21 protein-coding genes are annotated in these 25998 nt (G+C 57.7%); 14 read left to right on the plus strand and 7 right to left on the minus strand.

Annotated elements, in window-relative coordinates; all coding sequences use genetic code 11:
* Nucleotides 1-8: 8 nt before the first annotated feature.
* Entirely contained in the window at nucleotides 9-3560 is a 3552-nt protein-coding gene (mfd, locus tag E5Q11_RS01640) for a transcription-repair coupling factor (protein ID WP_135801668.1), read from the minus strand.
* Nucleotides 3561-3778: 218 nt separating this feature from the next.
* Here mfd and E5Q11_RS01645 point away from each other — a divergent pair, with 218 nt between their 5' ends.
* The 10 genes from E5Q11_RS01645 (at nucleotide 3779) to sthA (ending at nucleotide 14204) form a co-directional block, all read left to right on the plus strand.
* Nucleotides 3779-5233 (plus strand): glyceraldehyde-3-phosphate dehydrogenase, encoded by a 1455-nt coding sequence (locus E5Q11_RS01645; protein WP_404802772.1) that lies wholly within the window; start codon nucleotides 3779-3781, stop codon nucleotides 5231-5233.
* Between the two features lie 331 nt (nucleotides 5234-5564).
* Nucleotides 5565-6911: a Na(+)-translocating NADH-quinone reductase subunit A gene (locus E5Q11_RS01650; RefSeq protein ID WP_135801670.1), complete on the plus strand. Its 1347-nt coding sequence runs from the start codon at nucleotides 5565-5567 to the stop codon at nucleotides 6909-6911.
* Between the two features lie 3 nt (nucleotides 6912-6914).
* Nucleotides 6915-8120 (plus strand): NADH:ubiquinone reductase (Na(+)-transporting) subunit B, encoded by a 1206-nt coding sequence (locus E5Q11_RS01655; RefSeq protein WP_135801671.1) that lies wholly within the window; start codon nucleotides 6915-6917, stop codon nucleotides 8118-8120.
* The gene (locus E5Q11_RS01660; protein WP_135801672.1) at nucleotides 8113-8916 is read left to right on the plus strand and encodes a Na(+)-translocating NADH-quinone reductase subunit C; all 804 of its coding nucleotides are present in this window, start codon (nucleotides 8113-8115) and stop codon (nucleotides 8914-8916) included. Before E5Q11_RS01655 ends, E5Q11_RS01660 begins: the two co-directional genes overlap by 8 nt.
* Before the next feature lie 2 nt (nucleotides 8917-8918).
* On the plus strand, nucleotides 8919-9584 hold the full coding sequence (locus tag E5Q11_RS01665; RefSeq protein WP_135801673.1) for an NADH:ubiquinone reductase (Na(+)-transporting) subunit D: 666 nt from the start codon (nucleotides 8919-8921) through the stop codon (nucleotides 9582-9584).
* Complete coding sequence (gene nqrE, locus E5Q11_RS01670) at nucleotides 9584-10192, plus strand: NADH:ubiquinone reductase (Na(+)-transporting) subunit E (RefSeq protein ID WP_135801674.1); 609 nt, start codon at nucleotides 9584-9586, stop codon at nucleotides 10190-10192. Before E5Q11_RS01665 ends, nqrE begins: the two co-directional genes overlap by 1 nt.
* Before the next feature lie 37 nt (nucleotides 10193-10229).
* Nucleotides 10230-11456 (plus strand): NADH:ubiquinone reductase (Na(+)-transporting) subunit F, encoded by a 1227-nt coding sequence (nqrF, locus tag E5Q11_RS01675; RefSeq protein WP_135801675.1) that lies wholly within the window; start codon nucleotides 10230-10232, stop codon nucleotides 11454-11456.
* A gap of 9 nt (nucleotides 11457-11465) precedes the next feature.
* Complete coding sequence (locus E5Q11_RS01680) at nucleotides 11466-12515, plus strand: FAD:protein FMN transferase (RefSeq protein ID WP_135801676.1); 1050 nt, start codon at nucleotides 11466-11468, stop codon at nucleotides 12513-12515.
* A 12-nt stretch (nucleotides 12516-12527) separates the two neighbouring features.
* Nucleotides 12528-12776, plus strand: coding sequence for a (Na+)-NQR maturation NqrM (gene nqrM, locus E5Q11_RS01685; RefSeq protein WP_135801677.1), 249 nt, complete (start codon nucleotides 12528-12530; stop codon nucleotides 12774-12776).
* 36 nt (nucleotides 12777-12812) lie between these two features.
* Nucleotides 12813-14204 carry a Si-specific NAD(P)(+) transhydrogenase gene (gene sthA, locus E5Q11_RS01690; RefSeq protein ID WP_135801678.1) on the plus strand — a complete coding sequence of 464 codons (1392 nt, stop codon included), beginning with the start codon at nucleotides 12813-12815 and terminating at the stop codon, nucleotides 14202-14204.
* Here sthA and E5Q11_RS01695 read toward each other — a convergent pair whose 3' ends face one another.
* The 5 genes from E5Q11_RS01695 to dusA form a co-directional block, all read right to left on the minus strand.
* On the minus strand, nucleotides 14205-14987 hold the full coding sequence (locus tag E5Q11_RS01695) for a glycerophosphodiester phosphodiesterase (RefSeq protein ID WP_135801679.1): 783 nt from the start codon (nucleotides 14985-14987) through the stop codon (nucleotides 14205-14207). It abuts the gene before it with no gap.
* Nucleotides 14984-16111, minus strand: coding sequence for a 3-deoxy-7-phosphoheptulonate synthase (locus tag E5Q11_RS01700; RefSeq protein WP_135801680.1), 1128 nt, complete (start codon nucleotides 16109-16111; stop codon nucleotides 14984-14986). The genes E5Q11_RS01695 and E5Q11_RS01700 overlap by 4 nt, the downstream gene beginning before the upstream one ends.
* A gap of 33 nt (nucleotides 16112-16144) precedes the next feature.
* Entirely contained in the window at nucleotides 16145-16591 is a 447-nt protein-coding gene (locus E5Q11_RS01705; RefSeq protein WP_135801681.1) for a tellurite resistance TerB family protein, read from the minus strand.
* Between the two features lie 29 nt (nucleotides 16592-16620).
* On the minus strand, nucleotides 16621-17586 hold the full coding sequence (tal, locus tag E5Q11_RS01710; RefSeq protein WP_135801682.1) for a transaldolase: 966 nt from the start codon (nucleotides 17584-17586) through the stop codon (nucleotides 16621-16623).
* A 108-nt stretch (nucleotides 17587-17694) separates the two neighbouring features.
* Nucleotides 17695-18723 carry a tRNA dihydrouridine(20/20a) synthase DusA gene (gene dusA / locus E5Q11_RS01715; RefSeq protein ID WP_135801683.1) on the minus strand — a complete coding sequence of 343 codons (1029 nt, stop codon included), beginning with the start codon at nucleotides 18721-18723 and terminating at the stop codon, nucleotides 17695-17697.
* Between the two features lie 289 nt (nucleotides 18724-19012).
* On the opposite strand from dusA, the gene E5Q11_RS01720 reads away from it, so the two are divergent.
* Genes E5Q11_RS01720 through E5Q11_RS01730 form a run of 3 tightly spaced genes read left to right on the plus strand, consistent with a single transcriptional unit; the run spans nucleotide 19013 to nucleotide 23344 of the window.
* Nucleotides 19013-21607: an EAL domain-containing protein gene (locus tag E5Q11_RS01720; RefSeq protein ID WP_168215590.1), complete on the plus strand. Its 2595-nt coding sequence runs from the start codon at nucleotides 19013-19015 to the stop codon at nucleotides 21605-21607.
* An 11-nt stretch (nucleotides 21608-21618) separates the two neighbouring features.
* Nucleotides 21619-22392, plus strand: coding sequence for an SDR family oxidoreductase (locus tag E5Q11_RS01725; protein WP_135801685.1), 774 nt, complete (start codon nucleotides 21619-21621; stop codon nucleotides 22390-22392).
* 34 nt (nucleotides 22393-22426) lie between these two features.
* Nucleotides 22427-23344, plus strand: a complete 918-nt coding sequence (locus tag E5Q11_RS01730) for an AEC family transporter (RefSeq protein WP_135801686.1) — start codon at nucleotides 22427-22429, stop codon at nucleotides 23342-23344.
* Nucleotides 23345-23365: 21 nt separating this feature from the next.
* Here the strand turns inward: E5Q11_RS01730 and E5Q11_RS01735 are convergent, their stop codons facing one another.
* The gene (locus E5Q11_RS01735; protein WP_135801687.1) at nucleotides 23366-24292 is read right to left on the minus strand and encodes a zinc ABC transporter substrate-binding protein; all 927 of its coding nucleotides are present in this window, start codon (nucleotides 24290-24292) and stop codon (nucleotides 23366-23368) included.
* 173 nt (nucleotides 24293-24465) lie between these two features.
* On the opposite strand from E5Q11_RS01735, the gene gltX reads away from it, so the two are divergent.
* Complete coding sequence (gene gltX / locus E5Q11_RS01740) at nucleotides 24466-25950, plus strand: glutamate--tRNA ligase (RefSeq protein WP_135801688.1); 1485 nt, start codon at nucleotides 24466-24468, stop codon at nucleotides 25948-25950.
* Nucleotides 25951-25998 lie beyond the last annotated feature (48 nt).

The following is a 25998-nucleotide window of genomic DNA, read 5'->3' on the forward strand; positions in this document are numbered from 1 at the left end:
TCGGTTTTTCATGTCGTTATCGGTTTGCCGCGGGCAGTCTGTTGGTCTTTTGCTGGCGCCAACTGCCCGAGCATGTCGGAAATGCCGTCGAGTTTACCATTGGTTGAGGCATCCTTCAGCCGGAAACGGAAACTGTTGGCGCCTTCCAGCCGGTAATCGTTGGGGGCGGATTGCACTTTTTTAACCAGAACCAGAGGATCCACCGGAGTTGAGCTGCCGAATTCAAAGCCGGCCCACTCCTTCCCGGCGTCCACTTTGGTGATGCCCAGGGCTTCCGCGCGAATTCTGAGTTCGGACTGGCGCATCAGGTTTTTTGCCGGTTCCGGTAATAATCCGAAACGGTCGATCATTTCTACCTGAAGTTCTTTTAATCCGTCCCGGTCGTCCACGCTGGCAATACGTTTGTATAGCATCAGCCGGTTGTGGACGTCGGGCAGATAATCGTCGGGAATCAGGGCCGGAATTCGCAGATTCATTTCAGTGCCGTGGCTCAACGGCAGTTCTGCATTGGGGGTTCGGCCCTGGCGGATGGCCTCTACGGCTTCATCCAGCAATTGCATGTACAGGGTAAAGCCGATGCTTTCGATCTGGCCGCTCTGTTCTTCACCCAGCAGCTCGCCCGCGCCCCGTATTTCAAGATCGTGGGTAGCCAGCATGAAACCGGCTCCCAGGTCCTGGGCTTCTGCAATGGCTTCCAGCCGTTTTTTTGCATCGGCTGAAATCGATTTCGGCGGAGGCGTCAGCAGATAGGCGTAGGCCTGGTGGTGTGAACGCCCGACCCGGCCACGAAGCTGGTGCAGCTGCGCCAGTCCGAATTTGTCCGCCCTTTCAATAACAATGGTGTTGGCGCTGGGGATGTCGATGCCGGTTTCGATGATGGTGGTACACACCAGCACGTTGAAACGCTTGTGGTAGAAGTCCGACATGATCTGTTCCAGCTCGCGTTCCCGCATCTGGCCATGGGCGACGCCCACGCGCGCTTCGGGAATCAGCCGGCGCAGGTCTTCTGCGGTTTTCTGGATGGTGGCCACATCATTATGCAGGAAATACACCTGGCCGCCCCTCAGCACCTCGCGCAGGATGGCTTCTTTTACCATGGCTTCGTCGCGCTGGCGGACAAAGGTTTTGACCGACAGGCGGCGGGCCGGTGGCGTGGCGATGATCGACAGGTCCCGCAGGTGGCCCATGGCCATATTGAGGGTTCTGGGGATTGGCGTTGCGGTCAGGTTGAGCATGTCCACTTCCGCCCGCAGGGCTTTCAGCTTTTCTTTCTGCTGAACTCCGAAGCGGTGCTCCTCATCGATAATCACCAGGCCGAGGTTCTTGAACTTTACATCGCCCTGAAGCAGTTTGTGGGTGCCGATGACAATATCAGCCTTGCCTTCTTCAATGGCCTGGATCGCCTTCGTGGTCTGGCTGCCGCTGCGGAAACGGCTCAGCAGTTCAATAGTGACGGCGGTATCGGAAAAACGGTCACGGAAGGATTCGTAGTGTTGCTGGGCCAGCAGGGTAGTGGGCACCAGCACCGCCACTTGTTTGCCGGAATAGGTCGCCATGAAAGCCGCACGCATGGCCACTTCGGTTTTACCAAAGCCTACGTCGCCACACACCAGTCGATCCATGGGTTGTTCGCTGACCATGTCCTCGAACACAGACTCAATGGCCAGCTGCTGATCGGGCGTCTCTTCAAACGGAAAGCCGGCGGCAAAGGCGCGATAGGCTTCTTTCGGGTCTTCGAAGGCAAAGCCTTTGCGGGCTTCACGCCGGGCGTAGACATCCAGCAGTTCGGCGGCGGTGTCGCGGATTTTCTCCAGCGCTTTTTGTTTGGCATTGCTCCAGCGGTCGGTGCCCAACTTGTGAAGAGGCGCATGATCCAGGTCGGAGCCGGTGTAACGGGAAATCAGATGGAGGCTGGAAACCGGCACGTAGAGCTTGGACCCGCCGGCGTATTCCAGCATCAGGAATTCGCTGGCCTCTCCCTCCACGGTAATGGTTTCCAGGCCCTGGTAGCGGCCAACGCCGTGGTCGATATGAACCACTGGTGCGCCAATACGCAGCTCGGACAGGTCACGGTAACCGGAGTCGTCTGCTTCCGTCGGTTTCTGGCGGCGCCTGCGCTGCAGCACCCGTTCCCCGAAAAGCGCCGTTTCGGTAATCAGGGTCAGTTTCTGATCAGGCAGAACCAGGCCCAGTTCCATGGGGGCAATGGTAATGCCCAGGGCGCAGGACATGTCAGAAAGGAACGACTGCCAGCTGTCCAGAGTGTCCAGGGTCAGGCTCTGGTCCGCAAGGGTGTCAATCAGCGCTTCGCGCCGCCCGGAGGACTCGGCGCAGATCAGCACCCGACCGTCAAATTCATTGATGAATCGTTTCAGTCGACCAGCAGGGTCGGCGGCCCGGCCGTCCATGGCGATGTCCGGAAGCGCCTCGGTCTGGCAGTTGACCGCCCCTGCGCCCTCTACCGTTTCGGAACTGATGGTAATGCGCGGATAGTGCTTGAGCTGGGCAAATAGCTCGTCGTCTTTCAGGAACAGTTCAGACGGCGGCAGTATCGGCCGCAGCCGGTCGTGCCGACGGTCTTCGTAGCGCGCTGCGGTATCGGCAGTGAATTGCTCCGCCGCGGTGTGAAGGCCGTCGGCGGTGAACACCAGGGTCTCGTCGGGCAGGTAGTCGAACAGGGTGGCCGTCTGGTCAAAAAACAGCGGCAGATAGTATTCGATGCCCGGCGGCGTGATGGCCTGGGTGACGTCCTGATAGATAGGTGAGTCTTTATCCGCACGGGGGAAGGCCTCGAACCAGCGGTTGCGGAAGCCGGACCGCGCTTCTTTATGCCAGGGAAATTCATTGGCCGGCAGCAGTTCGACTTTTTCGATCCGGTCGATGGAGCGCTGGGTTTCCGGATCGAAAGTGCGCAGTGTTTCGATTTCGTCATCAAACAGATCAATCCGGAATGGCCGCGCAGCGCCCATCGGGAAAATATCGAGGATAGCGCCCCGTACTGCGTACTCGCCGTGCTCGTAGACGTTGTCAGAATGCCGGTAGCCGGCTGCCTCCAGTTGCTGGCGCCAGGTGTTGATGTCCAGAGACTGGCCAACTTCCAGAAGCAGGGTGTTGCCCTGCAGGTAGCTGACCGGTGGCAGGCGATGCATCAGCGTTCGTGCCGGTACCACCAGCACCCCGTGACGGGTTGCCGGCAGGCGGTGAAGGGCACGGATACGCCTCGAGGTGATGTCCTGGTGGGGTGAAAACAGGTCGTAGGGCAGTGTTTCCCAGTCCGGCAGTGACAGCAGCTCCAGCCCGTCACCGGTTACCGCGGGCTGGTCTTCCTCGGTCGGAAGCCCTAGATAGAAGCGCATGGCCTGCTCAAGCCGGATGGCCTCATCGGTATTACGGGTGATGACCAGGGTTAGCCCGACATGTTCCCGGGCAGTCTCACAGATCGCCAGGGCATCGCTGCTGCCATGCAACTGGCCCCAGTGCCGGTGGTCTGCGGGCTGGGTCGGGGGCGTGGGCGAGAGCAGTCTGGCCGGGGCTTGGGGCCGTTTTTCACCATTAGTCATGGGTGATCTGGAACTCCTGGGCTGGGTATCCGGTTCTGGGTGTCAGATCGGGCGGTCCGCTATTCTAACCGTCCGCCCGGTGGCTGTCATGGCAGGTATGGGCACAGTCTACGAACTGAGGGACACTCCGTATTTGCTGTAGGGACAATTACGTTGGATAATACGCGGCCAATTTTCCAGGTTCCAACAGTAGGGGTTCAAGCGTGAGTCACGAGCAGATCAACCAGCACCTGTCTAACTGGACTGAGAGAGAGTCCACCGCGGAAGCGATGATTCCGCTTATTGGTCGTCTCTATCGCAAGAATAATGTGGTGACTTCAGTCTATGGCCGTGCCGTGATCAACCAGTCGGTGATTGATATCATCCGGGCGCACCGGTTTGTCCGCCAGGTCGAAGACAGCGAACTGTCTGTTCACGATACCCTGCCCATATTGCAGGCAATGGATCGGATGGAACTGGGCCGCGGCCATGTGGATATCGGCAAGCTGGCGGTCAGGTTCAAGGAAAACGGCGGCTCGCTGGAAGATTTCCTGAAGCAGGAAATTGGTCCGATCATTGGGCAGTACCAGGCCCAGTCTGCTGAAGACGCCGAGAGCGACACCAAAGATGTGGTCCTCTATGGCTTTGGCCGTATTGGCCGTCTGCTGGCCCGCATCCTTATCGAGAAAGCGGGCGGCGGCAACAACCTGCGTCTGCGCGCCATCGTGGTCCGCCAGGGCGGTGCCGAAAACGATCTGGAAAAACGTGCCAGCCTGCTGCGCCGGGATTCGGTTCACGGGCCGTTCAACGGCAGCATCACGGTTGACGAAGAGAATTCCGCACTGATTGCCAACGGTAACTTCATCAAGGTGATCTATTCTCCGGGTCCGGATCAGGTCGATTACACCCAGTACGGTATCAACAACGCTATCGTGATTGATAACACCGGTATCTGGCGCGACGAAGCCGGACTTGGTCTTCACCTGAAATCCAGGGGCGTCAGTCGGGTGCTGCTGACCGCGCCGGGCAAGGGCGAGATCAAGAACATTGTGCACGGTATCAACAGTGACTGGATCACCGACGATGATCGGATCCTGTCGGCGGCTTCCTGTACCACCAATGCCATCACTCCGGTGCTGAAAGCGATTCAGGACGAGTACGGCATTGAGGACGGCCACGTTGAAACCGTTCACTCCTACACCAACGACCAGAACCTGATCGACAACTACCACAAGGGCAGCCGTCGTGGCCGCAGTGCCCCCCTTAACATGGTAATTACCGAGACAGGCGCGGCGAAAGCGGTGGCCAAGGCGCTGCCGGAGCTGAAAGGCAAGCTGTCTGGCAACGCTATCCGGGTGCCTACCCCGAACGTCTCCATGGCGATTCTCAATCTCAACCTAAAAAAGGAGGTGGACGTTGAGGGGGTCAATGAGTACCTGCGTGAAATGGCGCTGCACTCCGAGCTGCAGAAGCAGATCGACTTCGTGAACTCGCCGGAAGTGGTCTCAACGGATTTCGTAGGCTCGCGCCACGCGGGCATTGTGGACGCACAGGCCACAATTGCCAGCGGCAAGCGGCTGATCCTTTACGTCTGGTACGACAACGAAGCAGGCTACAGTGCGCAGGTTATTCGGGTGGTCAACCAGATGGCCGGGGTTGAATATCCGATATTTCCGAAGCGGGTTCGTGGCTAATTTTTAGCCAATCCCTGTGTTGATCTCAAACCCCGGCTTGCCAAGGCCGGGGTTTTTTTATGGCTGCGACCCAGCGTAGCAATTTACCTTCGGGCACAAACTAGACCGGGTTTCTGGTGGAAATGGCATTCCGTAAACCTTATAATTGGCGCGATTTTGGGTACGTCTGGCACCCGCTTCCCAAGACTCCCTGCAGTTGAATGACTGGCCGTTTTTCGCAGGTCCATTCGACGCCGAGGCACCGCCTTCCGGTAACACCCGGATCTGGCCCGGGCCGCAGGAGTCGGGCGTGAAAATCCATCGAACAAGTTCTGATGATTGGATGAGGCTAATGATCAAGATCAAAAGAGGCCTGGATCTTCCCATCAGCGGCGCTCCTGAGCAGACCATTACCGATAGTAAAACTATTCGCCACGCGGCGTTAATTGGTTTTGACTATAACGGCATGAAGCCGACCATGGCTGTTAAAGAGGGAGATCGCGTCAAGCGCGGCACGTTGCTGTTTACGGACAAGAAGACCGAAGGCGTTCGTTACACCTCACCGGCTGCCGGTGTGGTCAAGGAAATCAACCGCGGCGAGCGCCGTGTGTTTCAGTCCGTTGTGATTGAAATCGATGGTGACGAGGCAGAAACCTTTGCTCGCTACAGTGAGTCTGACCTGGCATCGCTCGAGCGTCAGCAGGTAGTCGATAACCTGGTGGAGTCTGGCCTGTGGACAACCTTCAGGACCCGGCCCTACAGCAAGGTGCCAGAGATCGACACCGCGCCGCATTCGATCTTCGTGTCGGTGATGGACACCAACCCTCTGGCAGCTGATCCCACGGTGATCATTGCAGAAAACAAGCCAGCATTTGAACGTGGCCTGCGGATCCTGGCCAAATTGACCCAGGGCAAGGTATTTGTATCCGGTAAACCCGGTTCCGACCTGCCAGTGCCGGATTCTGATTCAGTGGAAGTCCAGCAGTTCGATGGCAAGCACCCGGCAGGTAACGTGGGTACCCATATTCACTACCTGGACCCGATTGTCGGTGACAAGGTAGTCTGGAGTATTGGTTACCAGGATGTGATTGATATCGCGAGACTGTTTGAAACGGGGGAACTTCCTGTTGATCGCGTGATCGCAATTGGTGGCCCGATGGTTACCCGGCCGCGGCTGGTCCGCACACGCATTGGTGCCTGCCTGCCCGAGTTGCTTGAAGGCGAAATTAACACCGACTGTGAAGTCCGCATGATTTCCGGGTCTGTGTTTGGTGGTCGCCGTGCCGATGGCCCCTGTGCCTATCTTGGCCGGTTTGCAAACCAGGTGTCAGTGCTTGAAGAAGGCAACAAGCGCGAATTCATGGGCTGGCTGTCACCCGGGGCAAACAAGTTCTCGGTGCTGAACATCTACCTGTCGAAACTGGCGAAAGGCAAGCTGTTCAATTTCACCACCACCACCAACGGCAGCGAGCGCGCGATGGTGCCGGTAGGCGCCTACGAGAAAGTGATGCCGCTGGACATTCTGCCCACGCAACTGCTTCGTTCACTGATCGTGGGTGATACCGAAATGGCTCAGCAGCTGGGTGCACTGGAGCTGGATGAAGAAGATCTGGCGCTGTGCACCTTTGTGTGCCCGGGCAAATACGAATACGGTCCGATTCTCCGCGAGAATCTGACCCGGATCGAGATCGAGGGCTAACAGATGGCAATTCGACAGTTTCTCGATGGCATCGAGCACCACTTTGAAAAAGGTGGCAAGTACGAGCGCTGGTACGCGCTCTACGAAGCGGTTGATACCATTTTCTATACACCCGGCAAGGTAGCTTCTACCACCTCCCATGTGCGTGACGGCGTTGACCTGAAGCGCATCATGATCACGGTATGGATGTGTACTTTTCCGGCAATGTTCTTTGGCATGTGGAACATTGGCTATCAGGCCAACAGTTTTCTCGCTGAAAATCCGGATGCCCTGATGGGCGACGGTGGCCTGCGGACAATGTTTATCAGTGCGCTGGCGGGTAATGACCCGTCCAGTATCTTTGATAACTTTATCTACGGCATGGCCTACTTTGTGCCGGTTTACGCTGTGACCTTCATCGTCGGTGGTTTCTGGGAAGTCCTGTTTGCGACGGTACGCCGTCATGAAGTGAACGAAGGCTTCTTCGTGACCTCGGTGCTGTTTGCACTGATCTGCCCCCCGACCATCCCGCTGTGGCAGGTGGCTCTGGGTATTACCTTCGGTGTCGTTATCGGCAAGGAAGTCTTCGGCGGCACTGGCAAGAACTTCCTGAACCCGGCCCTGACAGGCCGCGCATTCCTGTACTTTGCATACCCGGCACAGATTTCTGGTGACACGGTATGGACCGCCGTCGACGGCTTCAGCGGGGCGACCGCCCTTAGTTGGGCAGCCAGTGGTGGCGTTGAAGCGTTGGAAAGCCAGATTGGCTGGATGTCTGCTTTCATGGGATCCATTCAGGGTTCCATGGGTGAAACCTCCACGCTTGCGGTGCTGATTGGCGGCGCGATTCTGCTGGTGATGCGAATTGCCTCTTACCGGATTGTGGGCGGTGTGTTGATCGGCATGATCGGCATGGCCGTGCTGCTGAACGTTGTCGGTTCCGAGACCAACCCGATGTTCGCGGTTCCGGCGCATTGGCACCTGGTCATGGGAGGATTCGCCTTCGGCATGATGTTCATGGCGACAGACCCGGTTTCATCAGCCATGACCAACACCGGTCGCTGGTGCTTCGGTATTCTGGTCGGTGTGATGACGGTGCTGATCCGTGTGGTTAATCCGGCGTTCCCGGAAGGCATCATGCTGGCCATTCTGTTCGCCAACCTGTTCGCTCCGCTGATGGACCATTATGTGGTTCAGGCCAATATTAAACGGAGGCTTGCACGTGGCTAAACCAAAAGAAACCGTCTCCAGAACCCTGATGGTTGCCCTGGTGCTGAGCATCGCCTTTTCGGTCGTGGTGTCAACCGCCGCCGTCATGCTTCGCCCGGCCCAGGTCAAGAACCAGAATCTGGATATCCGTTCCAACATTCTCGCGGCTGCGGGCATGCTGGAGCCGGGTGCCAGTGCCGAAGAGATCGAAGAAGCCTTCTCCCGCTTTGATGTTCGTCTGCTCGACCTGGATTCCGGTGAGTACGTAGAGCCGCAGGACGTGGGCGTGCAGGACCCAATGAAGTACGACATGTACAAGGCGGCTTCCGACCCGGCCATGTCTACGGACATCCCGGCATCAGAAGACAAGGCCGGCATCAAGCGTCGGCCGAACGTTGCCAAGATTTTCACTCTGACTGAAAACGGTGAGCTGGTGCGCGTTGTGCTGCCGGTTCATGGTTACGGCCTTTGGTCCACGCTCTACGGGTTTGTATCACTGGAAGGTGATGCCAACACCATTGAGGGCCTTGGCTTCTACGACCATGCGGAAACGCCGGGTCTTGGCGGTGAGGTGGACAACCCTCGCTGGAAGAAGCAGTGGGTTGGCAAAGAAGTCTACGGCGAGCAGCTTGATGAGCCTCAGATCAGGCTGGTAAAAGGCGGTGTCAGCGCTGACGCTGCTGACAAAGAGCACAAGGTAGATGCGCTCTCCGGTGCTACATTGACAAGCCGGGGGGTGGAGCAACTGGTCAACTACTGGATGGGTGACCGTGGCTACGAAACCTACCTGAAAAAACTTCGCCAAGGGGAGGTCTGATCATGGCAGACGCAACCGCCAAGCAGGTTCTCTTCGAACCGATCTTCAGTAATAACCCCATCGCCCTGCAGATTCTGGGAATCTGCTCCGCGCTGGCGGTAACCACCAGCATGAACGTAACGCTGGTTATGTGCGCGGCCGTGATTGCCGTCACCGCGTTTTCCAACCTTGCGGTATCCCTGGTGCGTTCCCAGATTCCCGGAAGCATCCGGATCATCGTGCAGATGACCATTATTGCTTCGCTGGTTATCGTGGTGGACCAGGTACTCAAGGCCTACGCCTATGAAATCAGCAAGCAGCTATCGGTATTTGTGGGTCTGATCATCACCAACTGTATCGTCATGGGTCGCGCTGAAGGCTTCGCCATGAAGAATGGCCCCTGGCTGAGCTTCCTGGACGGCATCGGTAACGGCCTGGGCTATTCGGTCCTGCTGATTTTCGTCGCATTTTTCCGCGAGCTGCTGGGTGCAGGTTCGCTGTTCGGCATTACCATCATGCCGGTGGTGAACGAAGGCGGCTGGTACATCCCGAACGGTCTGTTGCTGCTGCCACCGAGCGCCTTCTTTATTATTGGTCTGGCGATCTGGGGCCTGCGGGTCTGGAAGCCGGAACAGGTTGAAGAGGCGGATTACAAGATGTCGCGGCACACCGCCAAGGAGGCCTTCTGATGGAACATTATATCAGTCTGATTCTGAAGGCTGTTTTCGTTGAGAACATGGCGCTGGCCTTCTTCCTGGGCATGTGCACCTTCCTGGCAATCTCCAAGAAAATCGAGGCCGCAACGGGCCTGGGTATAGCCGTTATCGTGGTTCTGACGGTCACCGTTCCGGTCAACAACCTGCTGTACAACGGCATTCTTCGTGAAGGCGCGCTCAGCTGGGCGGGCCTGCCCAATGTTGACCTGAGCTTTCTCGGATTACTGTCGTATATTGGTGTAATTGCGGCGCTTGTCCAGATCATGGAAATGGTTCTGGATAAATACATCCCGGCACTCTATGCCGCTCTGGGTGTGTTTCTGCCGCTGATTACGGTGAACTGCGCCATCCTGGGTGCCTCACTGTTCATGGTCGAGCGTGATTACACGTTCGGTGAAAGTGTGGTCTACGGCTTTGGTGCCGGCCTTGGCTGGGCACTGGCGATCATTGCCCTGGCCGGTATCCGTGAGAAGCTCAAGTACAGTGACGTACCCGAAGGCCTGCGCGGTCTGGGCATCACCTTCATCACGGTTGGCCTGATGTCGCTCGGATTCATGTCGTTTTCCGGCATCTCACTGTAATCAACCCGGTGATTCGATCTAACGAAAAGGCGAGACCATGAACACAGAGATTATTCTTGGTGTAGTCATGTTCACCGTTATCGTACTGGCCCTGGTCGCAGTTATTCTTGCGGCCCGGTCCAGGCTGGTAAGCACCGGTGACGTGACCATTGAAATCAATGATGACCCGGAGCACACGGTGAAAACCGAGGCCGGTGGCAAGCTCCTGGGCACCCTGGCGAATCAGGGCATTTTCCTGTCTTCTGCCTGCGGTGGCGGCGGTACCTGCGCCCAGTGTAAATGCAAGGTGTTTGAGGGCGGTGGCGCCATGCTGCCAACGGAAAAAACCCACTTCACCAACCGTGAAGAAAAAGAAGGTTGGCGCCTGAGCTGCCAGGTTCCGGTGAAGCAGGACATGAAAGTGGAAGTGCCGGAAGAATTCTTCGGCGTGAAGAAGTGGGAATGCGAGGTTGTGTCCAACCACAACGTGGCCACCTTCATCAAGGAGCTTGTACTGAAGCTGCCGGAAGGCGAGGAAGTGGATTTCCGTGCCGGCGGCTATGTGCAGCTTGAGTGCCCGCCGTACGAAATCAACTTCAAGGATTTCGATATTGAAGAAGAGTTCCACGGCGACTGGGACAAGCTCGATATCTGGCGCTACAAGGCAGTCAACAAGGAAGACACCATCCGCGCCTACTCCATGGCCAACTATCCGGAAGAGAAAGGCGTCCTGAAGTTCAACATCCGTATCGCCACACCGCCTCCGGGTACGAACCATAACCCGGGGATCATGTCCAGCTACGTGTTCGCGCTGAAGCCGGGGGACAAAGTGACGGTAATGGGGCCCTTCGGCGAGTTCTTTGCCAAGAAAACCGACGCCGAAATGGTCTTCATTGGCGGTGGTGCCGGCATGGCGCCAATGCGGTCGCACATTTTTGATCAGCTCAAGCGCCTGAACAGCAAGCGTAAGATCAGCTTCTGGTACGGCGCTCGAAGTGTCCGTGAGATGTTCTATGTGGAAGATTTCGACGGGCTTCAGGAAGAGAATGACAACTTTGAGTGGCACGTGGCACTGTCGGATGCGCTTCCCGAAGACAACTGGGAAGGCCCGACCGGCTTTATTCACAACGTGTTGTACGAAAACTACCTGAAGGACCACCCGGCGCCTGAAGACTGTGAGTACTACATGTGTGGGCCACCCATCATGAACGCATCCTGCATCAAGATGCTGAAAGATCTGGGTGTTGAGGATGAAAACATCATGCTGGATGACTTCGGGGGTTAAGCAACTCGCATGACATTCGGCATGACTCGACCCGTCAGGGCGGCACTGGCCAGCGTTTTAACCGCGCTGGCACTCGCCGCGCTGGCGGGTTGTTCGTTTGAACCGGAACAAAAGGTCTGGGAAATCTCTGGCCCGGTTTTTGGCACCCAATACCACATCAATGTGGTGATGGAAGACGACCAGGACCGCCTGAAAGCGCTGTCAGAAGGCATTGAGAAGGTACTTGAAACAGTGGATGCCTCCATGTCCACCTGGCGGGAAGACTCTGAGCTGTCCCGTTTCAACCGTCTGCAAAACCAGGATCAGTGGACGGAAATCTCCCCGGCGCTTTACCAGGTGCTTGCCCGGGGGCAGGAGATTTCAGAGCTTACGGATGGCGCCTTTGATGTCACTATAGGCCCGGTAGTGAATCTCTGGGGCTTCGGCCCAGACGCAAGGCCGGAAGAGATCCCGGCAGGAGAGGCATTGGCGGCTTTGTTGGCAGCGACCGGCCATGAAAAGCTTGAGCTGAGACCTGATCCGCCGTCGGTACGGGCCCAGCCCCGGCAATATGTGGACCTGTCAGCCATCGCAAAAGGTTATGCTGTGGACGCCGTCGCCCGTTTTCTCGCCTCCGAGGGTCTGTCATCCTTTCTGGTAGAGATCGGCGGGGAAGTCAGCGTTCAGGGTCGCAAGCCCGGTGGCGATGTCTGGCGTCTTGCCATAGAGGAACCGGTGACTGATCGGCGCCAGGTCAACCGTGTGGTTGCGATTGGTGACCGGGCAATGGCAACCTCCGGCGACTATCGTAACTATTACGAATCGGAAGGGCGCCGGTTTTCCCATACAATAGACCCTGAAGATGGCATGCCCATCGATCACAGGCTGGCGTCGGTGACGGTCATTGCCGAAGACTGTATGACCGCCGACGCGCTGGCAACGGCGTTCAATGTGATGGGGCCGGAAAAAGCCAGAGCGCTGGCGACACAGGAAAACATCGCCGCCTATTTTATTGTTCGGGGAGACAACGGCTTTGAAACGGATTACTCGCCGGCGTTCTCCTCGTTCCTGACACAATAGCGGAGAGACCTTATGGGTACTTTTCTACTGGTTCTGATGATTGTGGTGCTGCTGGTGGCAGCAATGTCTGTGGGCGTCATTCTGGGGCGCAAACCCATCAGTGGCACCTGCGGTGGTCTGGGTGCCATGGGCATCAGCAAAAGCTGTGATATCTGCGGTGGCAGCCCCCAGAAATGTGAAGAAGAGAATGAACGCCTGTCTGCCAAGGGGCAGTCTGCGGACGAACTTACCTACGATGCATCTAAATCCGGCAAAGGCTGAAGCCGCGGCCGGAAGACGATAAGGAGTTATTGCGCAATGGCAGAGCACCATTACGACGTTGTCGTTATTGGCGCAGGGCCTTCAGGCGAAGGCGCTGCAATGAATGCAACCAAGCACGGTCGACGAGTTGCCATTATCGAGGACAAGCAGACCGTGGGGGGCAATTGTACCCATTGGGGCACCATCCCTTCAAAGGCGTTGCGTCATTCTGTCAAACAGATCATTACCTTCAACACCAACCAGATGTTCCGGGACATTGGCGAGCCCCGCTGGTTCTCGTTCCCTCGGGTTCTGCAGAATGCCCAGAAGGTGATTGGCAAGCAGGTCAAACTCCGCACCCAGTTCTACGCCCGTAATCGGGTGGATCTGATCAACGGCCGGGCGGCCTTTCTGGATGCCAATCGTCTGGAAATCCGTGGTAACAAGTCCCACGAGATCGTACATTTCAAGCAGGCAGTGATCGCCACGGGATCCAGGCCATATCTTCCACCGGATGTGGATTTCCGTCATCACCGTATCTACAACTCGGATACCATTCTGAACCTTTCACACACGCCACGAACGCTGATTATCTATGGCGCAGGCGTGATCGGGTCAGAGTATGCGTCCATTTTCGCCGGTCTTGGGGTCAAGGTTGACCTGATCAACCCGGGCAGTCGCCTGCTGACCTTCCTGGATGACGAAATTTCCGATGCGTTGAGCTACCACCTGCGCAATAACGGCGTGCTTGTGCGGCACAACGAAGAATACGAGTCAGTCGACGGTGACGACCACGGGGTTGTGCTGTCGCTGAAGTCCGGCAAAAAAATCCGTGCTGACGCCTTCCTGTGGTGTAACGGCCGCAGTGGCAACACCGAAAATCTGGGGCTGGACTCCATTGGCCTGACACCCAATGGCCGTGGCCAGCTGGCGGTAGACGATCACTACCGCACGGACGTTGAAAACATCTACGCCGCCGGCGACGTGATTGGTTGGCCGAGCCTGGCCAGCGCCGCTTATGATCAGGGTCGTTCAGCGTCGTCTGATATTGTTAAAGATGAGTATTTCAGGCTGGTATCGGATGTACCCACTGGCATCTATACGCTGCCGGAAATCAGCTCTGTGGGCCAGACCGAGCGTGAGCTGACCGGGGCCAAAGTGCCTTATGAAGTAGGGCAGGCCTTTTTCAAGGACCTGGCGCGGGCTCAGATTACCGGCGACCCGGTGGGAATGCTGAAGATCCTGTTTCACCGGGAAACCCGTCAGATACTGGGTATCCACTGTTTCGGTGACCAGGCCGCGGAGATCGTTCACATCGGCCAGGCCATTATGAACCAGGAAGGCGAAGCCAACTCCCTCAACTACTTCATCAATACCACCTTCAACTACCCCACCATGGCAGAAGCCTATCGTGTGGCGGCGCTGAACGGCCTCAATCGCATTTTCTGATCAGGCGTTTGAGGTCGAGGCCTCGCGGCTGGCACCGGTTGCCAGCTGCAGCCGGTTCTGGAGCCGGTTGTCGAAGAACATACGGGTACTGGTGGGAAAGTCGGTGATGATGCTGTCCACGCCCATCTCTTCCAGGCAGAGCATGTCGTGAATCCGGTTGACGGTCCAGGTAGACACCTGCATGTCCCGTCGGTGCGCTTCCTCAACGAGGGATTTGCTGCAAATCTTCCACCCCAGGCATAGAAAATCGCAGTGAAGCCGAGCAGCCGCATTTACCGGGCGGGGGAACTTCCGGTCTGTGACCAGGCCGATTTTAACCTGCCGGTCACGACGCCTGACTTCCCGCAGAAACCAGGTGTCTGAGGATGTGACGACAACCCGGTTGTACAGGCTGCGGCGCTGGATAATCTCAATGATACGGTTGCAGAGGATATTCAGCCGCTGCCGCGCGTCTTTCTTGACCTCAAGCTGAAGATGTTCCAGGTCCGGGAACTGGTCCAGCAGGTCTTCAAGGCTGGGTACGCAGGCCGGGGATGGCCAGGCGGCGGTGTTGCGCCGAGCGTCCATGGCAGCCAGCTCGGCCGCTGTAAACTTATGAACTTCGCCGGTTTTGCCCGTGGTGCGGTCGACGGTCAGGTCATGAATAATCATCGGTTTACCGTCTTTCGACAGCACCAGATCCAGTTCGAAGTGGCGAATGCCCTGCCGGTAGGCGTGCCTGAAGCCGGCCAGTGTGTTCTCCGGCGCTTCACCTTTTGCGCCGCGGTGTCCGTACACGATCATTCTGATTGGGAATCCTTCAATGTGCGGTAAATCTGTTGACGTTTCTTCCAGGTGTCGTGGCACAGGCGAATGTCCTCCAGGTAAGCCGGAAGCTCATTCATCAGCAGTGCCTGAGGTCCGTCCACCAGGGCCTTCTCGGGCCGGGGATGGAAATCCACCAGCACCATGTTTGCGCCTGCAATCACCCCCTGGGCCGTGGCATGCATAACGTCCAGAATGCCGTCGGGTGACTGTTCCCGGGTGCCCACCGAGTGGGACGGGTCCACGCAGACGGGCATCCGGGTCAGCCGTTTGACCGCCGGCACATGGGCAAAATCCACCATGTTGCGGTGGGGCTGCCCGGCCTCGGTTTTCATGCCGCGCAGACAGAAAATGACGTTGGCGTTGCCTTCGCTGGCCAGGTATTCCGCTGCGTTCAGTGATTCGTTCAGGGTGATGCCAAAGCCCCGCTTCAGCAGCACCGGGTAGGTGGTCTGGCGGCCAATGGCTTTCAGCAATTCAAAGTTCTGGGTGTTGCGGGTGCCCACCTGAAGCATGACCCCGGTGGGGCGCCCCAGTTTTTCCAGGCACTGGTCAATTTCCTCGATATGGCTTTCGTGGGTGATTTCCATGGCAATCACCTTGATGCCATGCTTTCCCGCCTTTTCGAAGACCCATGGCAGGCAGCCCTTGCCGTGGCCCTGGAACGAATAGGGGTTGGTTCGGGGCTTGTAGGCGCCCATACGGGTGCAGACCTCGCCGTTTTCCTCAACCGCCTTCATCATCTGTTCGACGTGCTCCGGCACGTCGACCGCGCAAAGCCCGGCAAAAATATTCAGGTTGTTCTGATCGAAGGTCACGCCGTTGTAGGTGAAGCCGCTCTGGCGGCGGTCGTCTTTATGGCGACCCAGTATGCGGTAATCATCCGAGATGCGGATGGCCCGTTCCACCGCCGGCAGGGCCTCGATTTCTTCCTTGTTGAGACCCTTGGTGTCGCCCAGCAGGTAGACCTCAGTCAGGCGTTGTCGCTCACCCTGAACTTCATGCACCCGAACCGTTACGCCCGGAAGATTTTCAAGAAAATGCATGGTCTGGCGATAGGCTTCACCGTCCGTGGCGGTATCCGGGTGGAGTATGGCTAGCATGGTGTCTCCTCAGACTGGCTGGATCGGAAAGGGTCAGCTATCGCCTTCAGCCCGATGGCGGGCCTGGATGTATTCGCGATGGTTCAGGTGCAGCAGGTCGGCCATCCGGCGGATAAGATGCGCTTCGTATTTATCGATACGACCGTCTGCGAAGGCTACCCGCCAGATACTCTCCAGCAGGGCCTGTTTCTGCTGCTGATCCAGATGTTCATTCAGCTGCCCTGTGAATTCGTATAAAGAGGTGGCGTCGTCCGCCTGGCTCAGTGCGTCCGCCAGGATATCTTCGGCCTCTTCCCGGGTGACCTGCTGGCTGCTTACTGCACAGTCTACAATGGTTTTGAGCTCAGCATCGTCCTGATTGCTGTCCACCCTGGACAGCTGAACCATCAGCGCGGTTGCAGCCACCGTTAACTGGTGGGCATCCGGTTTTTCCGGCGTGGTCTCGCTGGGGGCAAAAAACTGCTTCAGCCGATCTATCATAATGTCTGGTCTGCTCCTGTGGTGTGTGGTCAGGCAGCGTCTGACAGGCGTCTGACCCGATGCTCCAGTTCAATCTGGTCGCTGGTAAAGCGGCGAATGCCATCCGCCAGTTTTTCCGTGGCCATGGCGTCTTCATTGGATTCCCAGCGGAACAGCTTCTCGTCAATCTGGCCGGGCCGGTCGCTGGTGCTGGCGTTGTTAGCGGACAGCTTGCGCTCCAGAGTGCCGGAATCGCCGCTCAGTTGCTCCAGAAGGGCCGGGCTGATGGTCAGCCGGTCGCAACCCGCCAGCATTTCAATCTCGCCGGTGTTGCGGAAGCTGGCGCCCATCACCACGGTCTGGTAGCTGTTGGCTTTGTAGTAATTATAGATGCGCGACACCGACAGAACCCCGGGGTCTTCACTGGCGGGGAAGCTGTCGCGACCGGACGCGGCCAGGTGCCAGTCCAGAATCCGGCCGACAAACGGCGAAATCAGGAAAGCCCCGGCATCGGCACAGGCTGCAGCCTGGATGAAGGAAAACAGCAGGGTCAGGTTGCAGTTGATGCCTTCCCGCTGAAGCTGTTCAGCGGCACGGATGCCTTCCCAGGTGGCGGCAATCTTGATCAGCACCCGGCTGGTATCCATGCCGAGCTCATCGTACAGGGCAATCAGCCTGCGGGCCCGGGACAGCGTGGCACCGGTGTCAAACGACAGGCGCGCGTCCACTTCGGTGGAAACCACACCCGGAACCAGCCCCAGAATTTCCCGGCCGGCCAGGACCGCCAGCATATCGGTAGCCCAGGTCAGCTGTTCGGCGTCAGAGCCACCTTTTTTGCGGGCGGCGGCCACGGCCTGGTCCAGCATTGGCCGATAAGCCTCGGAGGCGGCTGCTTTCAGCAACAGGGACGGATTGGTCGTGGCGTCCTGGGGCTTCCACTGGGCAATGGCGTCTAGGTCGCCGGTGTCAGCGACCACCGTGGTCATGGTTTTCAGTTGCTCAAGCTTGCTGGTCATTCGTCCTGTCATCCCGATAGGTTTGTTATGCAGGCCTGCTGTGCAGGCGCTTTATGAATACGCCTACAATAACGGGCTGATACTACCGTAACAAGACGGACAAAGGTGTCAGGCGGGGGTTGGCGCAGATATTTCCGGTTCCGGTACCTTTGCCATGGCCGCTTCAATGACTTCAATGCCGGACCCTGGTCTGTGGGCGTTCTCGCTGATGTAACGCCGGAACTGGCGGCCGCCAGGCTGGCCATGAAACAGCCCCATCAGGTGCCGGGTGATATGGCTGAGGTAAACACCCCGGTCCAGTTCTTCCTGAATAAATGGTAATACCCGGCGCAGGGCGTTGTGGCGGGAGTCCACTGGGGCGGGCTGGCCAAAGAACTCAGTATCCACGCCTGCCAGCAGCCAGGGGTTATGGTAGGCCTCACGCCCGAGCATCACGCCATCGGTGTGTTGCAGATGCTGGTGGCACTCATCAAAGGTTTTGATGCCGCCATTGATGATGATTTCCAGGTGCGGGTAGCGCGCCTTCAGTTGGTAAACCCAATCGTATTTCAGCGGCGGGATGTCGCGGTTCTCCTTCGGGCTCAGGCCCTCGAGAATGGCGATCCGCGCATGGACAATAAATGTCCTGCAGCCAGCTGCAGACACCTTGTCGATAAACTCGCACAGATCCTCCCAGGAATCATGACCGTTGATGCCGATCCTGTGTTTGACCGTCACCGGCAGTCGGGTGGCAGCGATCATTGCGGCGACGCCATCGGCAACCCTGTCAGGGTGCTCCATCAGGCAGGCGCCAATCATGTTGTTCTGAACGCGGTCGCTGGGGCAGCCCACATTCAGGTTTACCTCATCAAAACCGAACGCTTCCGCAAGCCGCGCGCAATGAGCCAATTCACCCGGATCACTGCCGCCGAGCTGGAGCGCCAGCGGGTATTCCTTCGGGTTGTGCCGCAGAAAACGGTCGGTATCGCCGTGAATCAGCGCGCCGGTGGTGACCATCTCGGTGTACAGCAGGGCCTGTCGGCTGAGCACCCGCGCCATAAAGCGATAGTGGCTGGTGGTCCAGTCCATCATCGGGGCCACGCAGAAGCGGCGGGAGGGTTCCCTTGCCTGGTTTTCTGAGTTCAGATTCTTGCTCATTGACTGCCTGGTTGCGTTCTCTTGTTCAACTAAGAATGTGGGGAACATTTCACTGGACGTGATTTTATCAGGAATAGACCCGGATTTTTGACCCATGGCCAGGGGATGTCCCCAATTTTGTTGGCTTAGTGTTACCGCCCCCTTACGTCGCCTGATTCTTCGCTATACTGGTGCCTGCGCAAAACAACAACGATTCTGCCCCTGTCTGTGGTGGTAAATGCACGGATTCTGCAACGGTAAAACACCGGAATGTTGTTCTGGCCAGGCTGCTTCAACAATCTGGACAGCCGTGTTTGCTCTGCTTTTCGGCCTGCTGTTTATGGTTGGGCCGGTTCTGGCTGTTGAGGTACGTTGGGACCAGCAGGAACTGGACATTACCGGCGGCTATGAGTTCCTGAGAGAGGGTGACCGGACGCTGTCTGTGGATCAGGTGCGTCATCCTCTCATGGCTGATCAATGGCAGGCATTGGAGGGCAAGCCGAATTTCGGCTATCTGCGGGATGCGGTCTGGTACCGGCTTGATCTTGAGGTTCTGACTCAGGGTGACATACGCCGGTATTTTGAAGTCAGTTATCCACTGCTGGATCGGGTTGAGCTTTACCACTTCGCCGATGGTCTGCCGGTGTTCAAGGCCTTGACCGGTGATAATCTGCCCCATGGCGAGCGCCCGGTTGATGTTCGCACCTTTGTGTTTCCGCTGCTGCTGGACCATGAAAAAGAGCACATTCTGTACCTGAGGGTGCAGACCTCCGGGGCTCACCAGTTGCCGGCCAGGCTTTGGAAACCCGAGACCTTCTACTCCGCCAATGAAAAAGACATGATGTGGCGCGCCATGTTCTACGGCATGTTGCTGATCATGGCGGCGTCTACCCTGTACCTGACGTTCACCATCCGCGAGCGGAGTTTTCTGTACTTTTTTGGCGTCCAGATTTTCCTGATGGTGATCATGACCGGACTTCATGGAGTGGCGTTCCAGTATCTCTTCCCGCGCCTGCCAAGGGTCCATGAGCTGCTGATTCTGACGTCTGTTCCCCTGGGAACCATGTTGTTCTCCCTGTTCAGTATCGAATTCCTGAACCTCAGAACCCGGCTCCGATGGGGGTTCCAGTTGCTGCGGCTCATGGCTGCGCTGACTTTCGTGGCGTTTCTGGGGGGCTTTTTCCTGAGCTATGACCTGTCTACCCGCATTTCCGTCATGCTGGCGGCCATGTCCTGCCTGTCCATCCTGACTGTCGGCCTGGCGCTTTTACATAAGGGTGATCGCAGCGCGCGCCACTTTGTGGTTGCCTGGGTGGCCCTGTTGGTGGGAGTGGTCAGTCACATTCTGGGGCTGAGCGCCGTGCTGCCGGAGACCTGGCAGATTCCCTACGCGGTGGAGATCGGCAGTGTGTCTGCTTCGCTGTTGCTGTATTTCGCCATGGGCGACCGCTTTCACACCGAACGCAGTGCCCGCATCGAGGAGCAGCATGCCCGCATTGAAGCCATGCAGGCCCGGGAGCTGGCGGAAAGCCGGGTAATGGAGGCGGCGCGGCACCACGGCCTGACCGGCCTGCCGAATCGGGTGGCCCTGGAGGAGTGCCTCCAGCAGCATCTTGGTGTTGCCGCACGCCCGGGGAAATCCCTGGCGCTGGTGCTTCTGCATCTTCGTGGGTTTGACGACATCAACAAGACCCTGGGCCATGAAAATGCCGACGCCATTCTGACCGAAATGGCCGGACGCATGGACACACTGGTCAAAGCTCAGCCAGGCCATCTGCTTATCGAAAACCAGGCGTCCCGGGTATTTGCAGTGGCCCATGTGGAAGGCGTGACCTTTGCCTGTGTATTCCGGCCGCCCTGCAAGGATGATATGGCACCCCTGATGGGCGCCCTGGCAGAAGGTGTGCGCCAGCCGGTGGCGTTCCGCGGGCTGAGTGTTGATCTTGGCCTGGTGGGCGGTTGCTCGTTCTATCCCGATGACAGCCCTGATGTGCCCACCCTGTTGCGTCACGCTTTTATTGCCTTTGACCGGGCCGATGCCGAAGCCGACCACATGGCAGTGTTCACAGCGGACCTGAACCCCTACAGTGAACGTCGGCTGACGCTGATGACCCATCTGCGCATGGCGCTGGACAGCGACGACCTGACGCTGAGTTTCCAGCCCCAGTTGTCAGTCAGCACGGGCAGGGTGTCAGGATTTGAGGCGCTGCTTCGGTGGCAGCACCCGGACCATGGTTTTGTGCCGCCGGATGAATTCATACCGATGGCAGAGCAGACCGGCCTGATCCGGCCAGTCACCGCCTGGGTTCTGGAGAAATCACTGGCATTCTGCCGCGAACTGGAGCAGGTGGGTTTCAAGGTGGGGGTGTCGGTGAACATCTCTGCGGTAAACCTGCGTGAAACCAGTTTTGTCGACATCGTGCGTGAAGCGCTGGAGCGGCATCAGGTTGCGGCCGACCGGCTGGTTCTGGAGGTGACGGAAACCGCTACCATGGTCGACCCCAAAGCGGCACTGCAATGCCTGCGGGCGCTCAATGAGGCCGGGATTCGCCTGTCGATTGATGATTTCGGTACCGGGTATTCGTCGCTATCCTACATTCGCAAACTGCCGGTGCACGAGATCAAGATTGATCGTTCGTTCGTGATGGAGATGAGCAGCAATCGCGGCGATGCCACTATCGTTCGAGCCACCATCAACATGTGTCATGACCTTGGCTATGATGTGGTTGCGGAAGGTGTTGAAAACCAGGATACCTGCGATCTGCTATCATCCATGGGTTGCGATATTGCTCAGGGCTACCACCTGTCCCGCCCTATTCCCCGGGCGGACGTGATCGACTGGTTGCGGACCTATTACCAGGAAAGTGGCCAGCAACCCTTTCCGGCCCGGGTGCAGAGCCACTAAGGAAACGCTTGATGAACGAATCCATATTCATTACCGGTGCGGGTGCCGGTATTGGTCGCGAGACTGCGCTTATCTTCGCGTCAAAGGGCTGGTTTATCGGGGCCGCGGACCGCGATGAGGCGGCGCTGAAATCCTTGCAGCAGTCGCTGGGTGAAGACGCTTGTAGCATTCATGTGATGGACGTGGTGGATGAAGCGTCGGTCAAAGCCGGCCTGGCGGATTTTGCCAGGCGCACCGGCGGCCAGCTGCGGCTTCTGCACAATAACGCCGGTATTCTGAAAGTGGGCCGGTTCGAGGACATCGACATGGCGACCCATAAAGCCATTGTCGAGATCAATGTCATTGGGCTGATGAACCTGCTGCATGCAGCTTTTCCCTACCTCAAGGCCACGCCCGGTGCTCAGGTGATTAATATGAGTTCGGCGTCTGCCGCCTTCGGGACGCCTGACTTTGCTTCCTACTCGGCCAGCAAACACGCAGTGCGGGCAATGACAGAGGCTCTGAGTATTGAGTGGGAGCCCTACGGTATTCAGGTGGGCGACCTGATGCCGCCGTTTGTGAATACCGGCATGGTGCAGTCCAATGAAGGCAAGTCTGCGCTTTTCGGCAATCTGGGGGTGAACCTGGGTCCGGTGGATGTGGCTGCTGCCGTCTGGCAACAGGCCTGTCAGCCCCGGTTGCATCGGCCACTGTCTGCCCAGTTCCGGATGCTCTGGCCGCTGACAAAGTCGTCACCTTCGTCCCTCACCCGCGCGGTGATGAAACGGCTGTGGCGGCCACAATGAACCTGATTGAACGGCAACGGAGAGGTGATCGGTCATGGGTCTGATCGCGCAGGCCCTGGTGCCGGTCTTCTTTCTGATCCTGATGGGTTATCTGTTCAAGCGCTGGCAGTTTCCCGGGGATGGGTTCTGGCTTCAGGCCGAGCGGTTTTCCTATTACGTGCTGTTTCCCGCGATGCTGATTTTCAAACTGGGGCAGGCCAGAGTGCCGGCGTCTGCCTATGGCGATGTGATCATCCTGGTCACGGCCATGCTGTGCGCCATGACTCTGGTGCTGATTGCTGCCCAGCGGATTTTCCGCTGGCCCGGGCCTATATTTTCGTCCGTCTATCAGGGTGGAATCCGCTTCAACTCCTTTGTTGCCATTGCTACTGCGGGCATGCTGCTCGGTGATGACGGCCTGTCGACCATGGCGATCATCATTGCCGTGATGATTCCCCTGATCAATCTGCTGTGTATTCTGATGTTCTCGCTGGTGGTCGGGCAGGGTGGTGCGCTGCGCTGGCAGCCGGTCGCCCGGGCCATTGTCACCAATCCGCTGATTATCGGGTCGATTGTCGGCGCGCTCTGGGGCTATTTCCGGATCGGTTTTCACCCTCTGCTGGCCGGCGTTCTTGAGCCTCTGAGTGACCTGGCGCTACCGCTCGGTCTGATGACCGTGGGCGCCGGCCTCCAGTTGAAAGCGCTGCGCGGTACATCCATGCCGTTTCTGGTGGCGTCGGGCCTGAAGCTGCTCGGGTTTCCGCTAATCACGGCGGGCCTGGCTCTTGCCCTTGGCCTGAGCGGCACGCTGGTACAGGCCGCCATTCTGCTGTCGACGCTTCCCACGGCAACCTCGTCTTACATTCTGGCGCGCCAGCTCGGGGGTGACGCACCGCTGATGGCTGCGATTGTCAGCGGGCAGACCCTGCTTGCAGTGGTTACCATCCCGCTGATGCTCAGCCTGTTCTGGTAGCCTTCCAACGCCGGCCCGCCGTTAAAGGCAGGCCATGACCGAGGCGGCGATGGATTTCTGGAAGGCGATGTAACCGCTGGCATCTGCTTTGATATCGGAAGCCAGTGGGTCCCAGTCACTGAAGTTCACCGCAACGTCGCCAACGATCGCGTCCCAGCTTTCCGGATTGAAGGGCCTTTCAGTCATCAGGCAGGGTCGGTGGGCCTGGCGCAGTGTTTCCTGGACTTCCGCCATATGCCGGGCCCCGGGGGACAGTTCAGGATTAATAGTCAGCACCCCGGCCAGCGGCAGGTCATAGTGCTCGGCGAAGTGGTAAAAGGCGTTGTGATAGGTAAACAGCGATAGCGCCCGGGTTGGCGCCAGTTGCTGCTGGATCTGTTGCTCAGTGTCGGCCAGGGCCTGTTCAAATGCTTTCAGGTTGGCGGCCAGTGCTGCTTTGTCCGCCCCCGGCAGGCTCGCCAATACCTCGTGGATGACTTTGGCCATGTCACCGGCAGTGGCCGGGTCCAGCCAGATATGGGGATCGTTCTCGGTGCCATTGCTTTCACCATGATGGTGGTCGTGGCTATGCCCATGATCTGAGTGGTGGCCGTCATCATCGCTGGCGTTCGCTTCGCCGGGCCTGAAGGCGTGTGCCCGGGCCTGGAACTCATCCCCCTGTAGCAGGCGGGTCAGAAATGTTTCCATTTCCGGCCCGACCCAGAAGACGGCATCGGCCTCGGCAAGAGCCCGGCGCTGGGAGGGTTTCATGGAAAAGTTGTGAGGATTGGAGCCCGGCCCGACAAGCGTCGTCACGGTCGTGTTTTCGGTGGCAACAGCCCGCACCAGTAACTCAAGGGGTTTGATTGAGACCACAACTTTTTGGGCAGCCAGTGAGATTGTGGGTGACAGCGCCAGTGCCAGGGCAGCGGCTCTGAGATAAAGGGTGGGGGTATTGTGATGGCCCATGATGCAGGTTCCTATTAAAGTGATACGTTATAATATAACACTACTGCTCTCGGTTAAAGCGCCTTGATTCCCTTCATGCGATTTCCTGCTGTGACCGCTATAATGCAACGCTTTTAACGCATGGCCTGTTTCAGGCATAGACTGCCTCAGGCGGAAACAATCAGGATGCTTTCATGACTGTACGTACCCGAATCGCACCGTCGCCGACCGGTGATCCCCACGTTGGCACCGCCTTCGTGGCCCTGTTCAATCTGTGCTTTGCCCGTCAGCACGGCGGCCAGTTCATTCTGCGAATCGAAGATACGGATCAGGCCCGCAGCACCGATGAATCGGAGAAAGACATTCTCGGCGCGCTGCGCTGGCTTGGCCTGGAGTGGGATGAAGGCCCGGACGTGGGTGGCCCTTACGGCCCTTACCGCCAGTCAGAGCGCAAGGATTCCTACCGCCAGTACGCCGAAGATCTGGTGACCAAGGGCCATGCCTTTTACTGTTTCCGTACGCCGGAAGAGCTGGACGCGATCCGTGAGGACCGCAAAGCCCAGGGTCTGAACCCGGGGATTAAGGGGGATCTGGAGCTTTCGCCGGAAGAGGTGAATCGTCGTCTGGAGGCGGGTGAGCCTCATGTTATCCGGATGAAAGTACCCGAGCACGGCGTCTGCGAAATTGACGACATGCTGCGGGGCACCATTGAAATTGACTGGTCCCAGGTAGACTGCCAGATACTGCTGAAATCCGACGGCATGCCCACTTATCATCTGGCCAATGTGGTCGACGACCATGAGATGAAGATCACCCATGTTCTTCGTGGCGAGGAGTGGATCAATTCCGCCCCCAAACACCAGCTACTTTACGAGTATTTTGGCTGGGAAATGCCGGTGCTTTGTCATCTGCCGCTGCTGCGCAACCCGGACAAGAGCAAGCTGTCCAAGCGCAAGAATCCCACCAGCATAAACTTCTATGAGCGAATGGGCTTTCTGCCGGAAGCAGTAACCAACTATCTGGGTCGAATGGGCTGGTCCATGCCGGATGAGCGTGAAAAGTTCACCCTTGATGAAATGATTGCTAATTTCGATATCCAGCGGGTGTCCCTGGGCGGCCCGGTATTCGATGTGGAAAAGCTGCGCTGGCTGAACGGTCAGTGGATCCGCGACGAGCTGAGCGATGAGCAGTTCATCGAGCGCATGCGCCACTGGTGGTTCAATGAACAGGCCTTGAAGGACCTGGTGCCCCACATCAAGGGGCGTGCCGAGGTATTCAGCGATGTTGCACCCATGGCGTCCTTCATGTTCTCGGGCATGTTGAATCTGAAGCCGGAGGATTTTGCCCACAACAAGTTGGACGAAGGACAGGTCAGGCGGGTGTTGCAGTTTACTTTATGGAAACTGGAGGCTCAGCGGCATTGGAGCAAGGACAACATCTTTGCTGATATCAAGACCCTGGCAAAAGCTATGGACCTGAAGATGGGGGATTTCATGTTTGCCATCTTTGTCGCGATTGCCGGTACACCGAACTCCTGGTCGGTGATGGATTCCATGGCCATGATGGGCCCGGATATGACCCGTTCCCGCCTGCGTCATGCACTTGAAGTGATGGGAGGTTTCTCGAAAAAGGAGACCAAGCGGGTGGAAAAAGAGTACGCGGCGCTGCTGACGGAATAAACCGAAAAAAATCCCCGGAAAAGGTTGACCTCTTATAGGGCGATCCTT

Source organism: Marinobacter confluentis (assembly GCF_004785685.1).
GTDB lineage: Bacteria > Pseudomonadota > Gammaproteobacteria > Pseudomonadales > Oleiphilaceae > Marinobacter > Marinobacter confluentis.

Coding starts and splice junctions, on each gene's coding strand:
- E5Q11_RS01700 (WP_135801680.1), bottom strand. CDS start 16,111: ATGCTAGCCATACTCCACCCGGATACCGCCACGGACGGTGAAGCCTAT.
- E5Q11_RS01665 (WP_135801673.1), top strand. CDS start 8,919: ATGGCAGACGCAACCGCCAAGCAGGTTCTCTTCGAACCGATCTTCAGT.
- E5Q11_RS01680 (WP_135801676.1), top strand. CDS start 11,466: ATGACATTCGGCATGACTCGACCCGTCAGGGCGGCACTGGCCAGCGTT.
- E5Q11_RS01705 (WP_135801681.1), bottom strand. CDS start 16,591: ATGATAGATCGGCTGAAGCAGTTTTTTGCCCCCAGCGAGACCACGCCG.
- gltX (WP_135801688.1), top strand. CDS start 24,466: ATGACTGTACGTACCCGAATCGCACCGTCGCCGACCGGTGATCCCCAC.
- sthA (WP_135801678.1), top strand. CDS start 12,813: ATGGCAGAGCACCATTACGACGTTGTCGTTATTGGCGCAGGGCCTTCA.
- nqrM (WP_135801677.1), top strand. CDS start 12,528: ATGGGTACTTTTCTACTGGTTCTGATGATTGTGGTGCTGCTGGTGGCA.
- tal (WP_135801682.1), bottom strand. CDS start 17,586: ATGACCAGCAAGCTTGAGCAACTGAAAACCATGACCACGGTGGTCGCT.
- nqrF (WP_135801675.1), top strand. CDS start 10,230: ATGAACACAGAGATTATTCTTGGTGTAGTCATGTTCACCGTTATCGTA.
- E5Q11_RS01695 (WP_135801679.1), bottom strand. CDS start 14,987: ATGATCGTGTACGGACACCGCGGCGCAAAAGGTGAAGCGCCGGAGAAC.
- nqrE (WP_135801674.1), top strand. CDS start 9,584: ATGGAACATTATATCAGTCTGATTCTGAAGGCTGTTTTCGTTGAGAAC.
- E5Q11_RS01725 (WP_135801685.1), top strand. CDS start 21,619: ATGAACGAATCCATATTCATTACCGGTGCGGGTGCCGGTATTGGTCGC.
- mfd (WP_135801668.1), bottom strand. CDS start 3,560: ATGACTAATGGTGAAAAACGGCCCCAAGCCCCGGCCAGACTGCTCTCG.
- E5Q11_RS01650 (WP_135801670.1), top strand. CDS start 5,565: ATGATCAAGATCAAAAGAGGCCTGGATCTTCCCATCAGCGGCGCTCCT.
- E5Q11_RS01730 (WP_135801686.1), top strand. CDS start 22,427: ATGGGTCTGATCGCGCAGGCCCTGGTGCCGGTCTTCTTTCTGATCCTG.
- E5Q11_RS01735 (WP_135801687.1), bottom strand. CDS start 24,292: ATGGGCCATCACAATACCCCCACCCTTTATCTCAGAGCCGCTGCCCTG.
- E5Q11_RS01655 (WP_135801671.1), top strand. CDS start 6,915: ATGGCAATTCGACAGTTTCTCGATGGCATCGAGCACCACTTTGAAAAA.
- dusA (WP_135801683.1), bottom strand. CDS start 18,723: ATGAGCAAGAATCTGAACTCAGAAAACCAGGCAAGGGAACCCTCCCGC.